Source organism: Mesorhizobium sp. M7A.F.Ca.CA.004.04.2.1, from assembly GCF_004022825.1.
In the GTDB taxonomy this organism is placed as follows: Bacteria; Pseudomonadota; Alphaproteobacteria; order Rhizobiales; family Rhizobiaceae; genus Mesorhizobium.
The window spans coordinates 1-5,332 of sequence record NZ_RZPH01000364.1; the positions used below are offsets into that span (position 1 = coordinate 1).

The window sequence follows — 5,332 nt, forward strand, 5'->3', positions numbered from 1 at the left end:
GGCGACGCGGGCATAGACGGCGGGGCGGTCGGTCGGGATCGGCCGCGGCTTGGCGGCGCGCAGCCGGTCAAGCGCGGTGGCGGCATCGAACGGGCCGATCTCGGCATTGGCCTTTTCGGCAGTGAAGGCGATGACGACCGGCACGCCGTTGGAGCCGGCATCGTTGATCAGCCGCTCGGCGGTGGCGACGCGTTTGCCCCAGTCTGCGGCACTTGCCCAGTCATTGTCGATGACCAGGGCAAGGGCGGCTCCCTCGGCCGGCAGCTTTTCGCGCGGGTTGAAGACCGGGTCGGCCAATGCCGCGACGATGAGGGCCGCCATCAAGAGCCTGAGCAGTGTCAGCCACCACGGGCTCTGCTGCGGCGTCTCCTCGCGCTTCAGCACGCGGGCCAGGATCTTCAGCGGCGGGAAGATTTCGGTCTGCGGCTTGGGCGGCGTCAGCCTGAGCAGCCACCAGATCACCGGCAGTGCCAGCAGGCCCCACAGCACCATGGGGGCGCCAAAGGAAAGCGGCAGCCAACTCATGCGACAGCCTTTCCTGGCCGATCGCCGCCGGCGATCATGCCGGCACGACCGCCGGCGGTCGGCCTGGCCGAGGAGCCATCAGTGGTCATCGCCATGTGCAGCCGCACCAGCGCGTCGGAGGCGAGCCGATCGGTGTGGTTGACGGTAAAGCTCCAGCCAAGACGTTTGCACCAGGCCGCCAGTTCGTGGCGCCGGGCGGCGTAGAGCAGGCGATACTCATCGCCGAGCATTTCGGCGCGGCCGGCGGTCAGCTTGTCGCCGGTCTCGGGATCGGTGAATTCGGTGCGGCCGGCATAGGGGAAGGTCTCCTCGGCCGGGTCGGCGACCTCGATCAGGTGGGCACGCACGCCGTGGCGGGCCAGCACGTCGAGCCAGGCCATCGTCTCTTCGACCGGATCGAGGAAGTCGCTGACGATGACGATGTCGCAGAAGCGCCTGATGTCGGACAGGTCGGGTTTTGCCGGCAAATCGCCGGCATGCATCAACTGGGCGGCGATGCGTTCGGCGCCGTTGCGGGCGGTGAACGGGTCGGTGAGGCCCGGCCAGGCGATGCGCTCGCCGCTGCGCGACAACAGTTCGGCCATGGCCAGCGCCAGCACCAGCGCGCGCGATTGCTTGGAAACGCTGGCGCCGGTCGATTTGTAGAGCATCGACGGCGAGGGGTCGGCCCACAGCCAGACCGTATGGGCGGCTTCCCATTCGCGGTCGCGCACATAGGTGTGGTCGTCGCGGGCCGAGCGGCGCCAGTCGATGCGCGAGGAATCTCCCTCGACATAGGGCCGGAACTGCCAGAAATTTTCACCGATGCCGCGCTTGCGGCGGCCATGCCAGCCGGCGATCACGGTGTTGACGATGCGGCGCGCCTCGACCAGCAGGTCTGGCACAAGCGAGGCTCGCAACCGGCCACGGGCGAGCGCGTCGCGCGTCGCTGCCGGAGCCTGGACCTCGCCGATGCGCGGCATCAAATTCCTTTCACGAGTTTCGCCACCACGTCACGCACGCCGGTGCCTTCGGCGCGGGCGGCGAAGGTCAGCGCCATACGATGCTGCAGCACCGGCTCGGCCAGCGCACGGACGTCGTCAACCGAGGGCGCCAGCCGTCCGTCGTAAAGCGCGCGCGCCCTTGTGCACAGCATCAGCGCCTGGCTGGCGCGCGGGCCGGGACCCCAGGCGACGTTCTTGTCGGTCTCGGCATTGCCTTGGCCGGGACGCGCCGAGCGCACCAGCGTCAGGATCGCCTCGACGACGCTTTCAGGCACCGGCATGCGGCGGATCAGCGTCTGGATCTCCTTCAGCCGCACCGGCTGCAGCACGTTTTGCGCTTTCGCGTCCTCGATGCCGGTGGTTTCCAGAAGGATGCGGCGCTCTGCCTCGATCTCGGGATAGAGGATATCCACCTGCATCAGGAAGCGGTCAAGCTGGGCCTCGGGCAACGGATAGGTGCCTTCCTGCTCCAGCGGGTTTTGGGTTGCCAGCACGTGGAAGGGCGCCGGCAGGTCATGGCGGGCGCCGGCAATGGTGACGTGGTATTCCTGCATGGCCTGCAGCAGCGCCGACTGGGTACGCGGCGACGCGCGGTTGATCTCGTCGGCCATCAGCAACTGGGCGAAGATCGGCCCGGAGATGAAGCGGAAGGAGCGTTTGCCGGTTTCGTCCTGCTCCATCACTTCGGAGCCGAGGATATCGGACGGCATCAGGTCCGGCGTGAACTGGATGCGACGCGAATCGAGGCCGAGCACGATGCCAAGTGTTTCGACCAGCTTGGTCTTGGCGAGGCCCGGCACGCCGACCAAAAGCGCATGGCCACCGGCCAGCAGAGCCACCAGAGTACGCTCGACGACGCTTTCCTGTCCGAAGATGACCCGGCCGACCCCGTCGCGGATCCGGGAGATGTCGGCAAGCGCCTTTTCGGCCTCGGCGATCATGTCCTTTTCGCTGATCGGGCTTTCCTTGACCATCACGCTCATGCCGCATCGATCCTTGTGGTTGGAATACCATGGCTGGAACAACGGCTGCACCATACCATAAGTTGCCGCGATTCGGCCTCGCGTGGCGCCTATGTCGAAACTTAAATCACAGACTTAGGCTGACAAGCGCAACAACAGTGACTATTTCGTGACCATGACGGGACCCTTGGGACATCGTGAAGAAAGCCTGACGGATGCCACCGAGGCGCGTGGCCTCGAGGCGCTCATCTCGCGCGCCGCCCGTGCCGGCAAGGGGGCGGCACCCGTCGAACGCTGGAATCCCGACTTCTGCGGCGATCTGGACATGGAGATCAAGTCCGACGGCACCTGGTTCTATCTGGGCACGCCGATCGGGCGCATGCCGCTGGTGCAGCTTTTCTCCTCGGTGCTGCGCAAGGACGCCGATGGCAGGACCTATCTGGTGACACCGGTGGAAAAGGTCGGCATCCGCGTTGCCGATGCGCCGTTCATCGCGGTCGAAATGGACGTTTCGGGTAGCGGCGAAGCGCAGACCATCACCTTCCGCACCAATGTCGGCGATGTCGTCGAGGCCGGGCCGGAACGGCCGCTGCGCTTCGTCGACGAGAACGAGACCGGCGGATTGAAGCCCTATGTGCTGGTGCGGGGCCGTCTGGAGGCGCTGGTGGCGCGGCCGGTTATGTATGAGCTGGTCGGGCATGGCGAGGAGGTCGAGATCGGCGGCGAGACGATGTTCGCGGTGCGCTCCAAGGGCGCCGTGTTCCCGATCATGCCGGCGGACCAGTTGAAGCGGCTGAGCGCGTGATGGACCAGGTGACGCCGGCGCCGTTTTCATCCGCGGATTTTCGCGCGCGTTTTGCCGTGCAGCCGGATGCGCATGCCGGCGACGATTATGGCGATCATCGCTTCAACCCCGGCCATCCGCGCCTCAACCAGGGCAAGGCGCTGCGCAATGCCGCGGTGCTGATCCCGGTGGTCGATCATGAGGGCGATGCGACGGTTCTCCTGACCAAACGGGCCGAAAAGCTGCGCAGCCATTCGGGGCAGGTGGCATTTCCCGGCGGCACCATCGATCCGACCGATCCGAGCCCTGAGGCGGCGGCGCTGCGCGAGACTTTCGAGGAGATCGGGCTTGGCCGAGATGGCATCGAGATCATCGGCCGCATGCCCGACTATGTCGCCGGCAGCGGCTACCGCATCGCCCCGGTGCTGGGCATCGTGCGGCCCGGTTTCCAACTGACGCTCAACGCCGACGAGGTCGACGCCGCTTTCGAAGTGCCGCTGCGCTTCCTGATGGACCCGGCCAACCACAAGCGCGACAGCCGCATGTGGAACGATCTCGAATGGTTCTTCTACGACATGCCTTACGGCGAACGGCGCATCTGGGGCGTCACCGCCGGCATCATCCGTACCCTCTATGAAAGGCTTTATGCGTGAGTGTCTCGATCGCGGACAGGGCCGACTGGCTCGGCGACAAGCATCTGCAGCGCCTGCTGTTCGCACTGGCCGAAGGCGGTGAAGAGGCGCGAGTCGCCGGCGGCGCGGTGCGCAACACGCTGATGGGCCAGCCCGTCGCCGACATCGACATCGCCACCACCTGCCTGCCGCAGCAAACCCTCCGCCGCGCCGAAGCGGAAGGGTTCAAGGCGGTGCCAACCGGCATCGAACATGGGACAATCACCGTGGTTGCCGGCGGAAAACCTTATGAAATCACCACCTTGCGCGCCGATATCGAGACCGACGGGCGACGCGCGAAAGTGTCGTTCGGGCGCGACTGGAAGCTTGACGCCGAGCGGCGCGACTTCACCATCAATGCGCTCTATGCCGAGGCCGACGGCAGGGTTGTCGACCTGGTCGGCGGCATTGCCGACATCGAGGCACGCCGGCTGCGCTTCATCGGCGACCCGGAAGCGCGTATCCGCGAGGATTATCTGCGCATCCTGCGCTTCTTCCGCTTCTTCGCCTGGTACGGCGATGGACGGCCGGACGCCGAAGGGCTGAAAGCCTGCGCCCGGCTTAAGGAAGGGCTGGCCCAGCTTTCGGCCGAGCGCATCTGGTCGGAACTGAAGAAGCTCTTGTCGGCGCCCGATCCGTCACGGGCGCTGCTCTGGATGCGGCAGGCAGGCGTCTTGACCGCAGCGCTGCCGGAAAGCGAGAAATGGGGCATCGATGCCATCCATGGGTTGGCCAAGGCCGGGAAGGATCTGGGCTGGGCACCCGACCCGCTGCTCAGACTGGAAGCGATCGTGCCGCCCGATGCCGCTCGCATGAAGACGCTCGCCGAGCGGCTCAAACTCTCGACCGCCGAAGCGGATCGCCTGCGCCACTGGGCGCTTGCCACCGCCGTCGAGCCGAAGACGACCGAGGGCGAACTGGCGAAAAGGCTCTATCGCGGCGACCGGCAGGGGTTTGTCGACCGGCTGCGGCTGTCGCTTGCGGCAGCCAGAGTGCGCGCCGTCGAGGACAATGAGGCGCTGCTCGAAGCCGGTGGCTTTTCGCGCCAGCTTGCCTTCGCCACCAAATGGGAAAAGCCGTTGTTTCCGCTGAAAGGTGCCGATCTCACAGCGCTCGGCGCAACTCCAGGACCGAAACTCGGCGAAATCCTCAGGAATCTCGAGGCGGAATGGGTCGAAGCCGGGTTTACCCCTGATCGCGACGCGCTCCTCAAGCGCGCCGCCGAAGCTTTGAACGCCGGGTAGATCAGGCCGCGTCGCGGCTCTTTTCGATGCGCGAGCGGATCGCCTCGATCATCGTCTCGCGGATGACCGTCTCACCATGCGTCTCGCGCATGTGCTCGACGGCACGGCGCATGACCTCGGCCTCCTCGTCGGCACGCGTGTGCCAGTCACAGCCGGGCACGAG

General features: G+C 66.3%; 7 protein-coding genes. 3 read left to right on the plus strand and 4 right to left on the minus strand.

The genetic code is table 11. The annotated features are described in order from the left end of the window. From EN893_RS17275 to EN893_RS17285, 3 genes are all read right to left on the minus strand, one after another. Nucleotides 1-525: BatA domain-containing protein (locus EN893_RS17275; RefSeq protein WP_206640130.1), on the minus strand; the 525-nt coding region annotated here is incomplete at its 3' end. Beyond that, nucleotides 522-1,487: a DUF58 domain-containing protein gene (locus tag EN893_RS17280; RefSeq protein ID WP_127271779.1), complete on the minus strand. Its 966-nt coding sequence runs from the start codon at nucleotides 1,485-1,487 to the stop codon at nucleotides 522-524. The genes EN893_RS17275 and EN893_RS17280, both read right to left, overlap by 4 nt. Beyond that, complete coding sequence (locus EN893_RS17285) at nucleotides 1,487-2,491, minus strand: MoxR family ATPase (protein WP_127271985.1); 1,005 nt, start codon at nucleotides 2,489-2,491, stop codon at nucleotides 1,487-1,489. Before EN893_RS17285 ends, EN893_RS17280 begins: the two co-directional genes overlap by 1 nt. A 154-nt stretch (nucleotides 2,492-2,645) precedes the next feature. Between EN893_RS17285 and EN893_RS17290 the strand changes: the two genes are divergently transcribed. Genes EN893_RS17290 through EN893_RS17300 form a run of 3 tightly spaced genes read left to right on the plus strand, consistent with a single transcriptional unit; the run spans nucleotide 2,646 to nucleotide 5,169 of the window. Continuing rightward, nucleotides 2,646-3,275: a DUF1285 domain-containing protein gene (locus EN893_RS17290; protein ID WP_127271874.1), complete on the plus strand. Its 630-nt coding sequence runs from the start codon at nucleotides 2,646-2,648 to the stop codon at nucleotides 3,273-3,275. Beyond that, nucleotides 3,275-3,907, plus strand: a complete 633-nt coding sequence (locus tag EN893_RS17295) for a CoA pyrophosphatase (RefSeq protein WP_128361662.1) — start codon at nucleotides 3,275-3,277, stop codon at nucleotides 3,905-3,907. The genes EN893_RS17290 and EN893_RS17295 overlap by 1 nt, the downstream gene beginning before the upstream one ends. Then, the gene (locus tag EN893_RS17300) at nucleotides 3,904-5,169 is read left to right on the plus strand and encodes a CCA tRNA nucleotidyltransferase (RefSeq protein WP_127269429.1); all 1,266 of its coding nucleotides are present in this window, start codon (nucleotides 3,904-3,906) and stop codon (nucleotides 5,167-5,169) included. Before EN893_RS17295 ends, EN893_RS17300 begins: the two co-directional genes overlap by 4 nt. A gap of 1 nt (nucleotide 5,170) precedes the next feature. Here the strand turns inward: EN893_RS17300 and EN893_RS17305 are convergent. Next, the coding region (locus EN893_RS17305; RefSeq protein WP_128361663.1) for a DUF1059 domain-containing protein at nucleotides 5,171-5,332 on the minus strand (162 nt) is incomplete at its 5' end.

Bases quoted from the DNA above. Each gene is read 5' to 3' on its own strand.
- EN893_RS17280 (WP_127271779.1), bottom strand. From the start codon at position 1,487: ATGCCGCGCATCGGCGAGGTCCAGGCTCCGGCAGCGACGCGCGACGCG.
- EN893_RS17285 (WP_127271985.1), bottom strand. From the start codon at position 2,491: ATGAGCGTGATGGTCAAGGAAAGCCCGATCAGCGAAAAGGACATGATC.
- EN893_RS17290 (WP_127271874.1), top strand. From the start codon at position 2,646: ATGACGGGACCCTTGGGACATCGTGAAGAAAGCCTGACGGATGCCACC.
- EN893_RS17295 (WP_128361662.1), top strand. From the start codon at position 3,275: ATGGACCAGGTGACGCCGGCGCCGTTTTCATCCGCGGATTTTCGCGCG.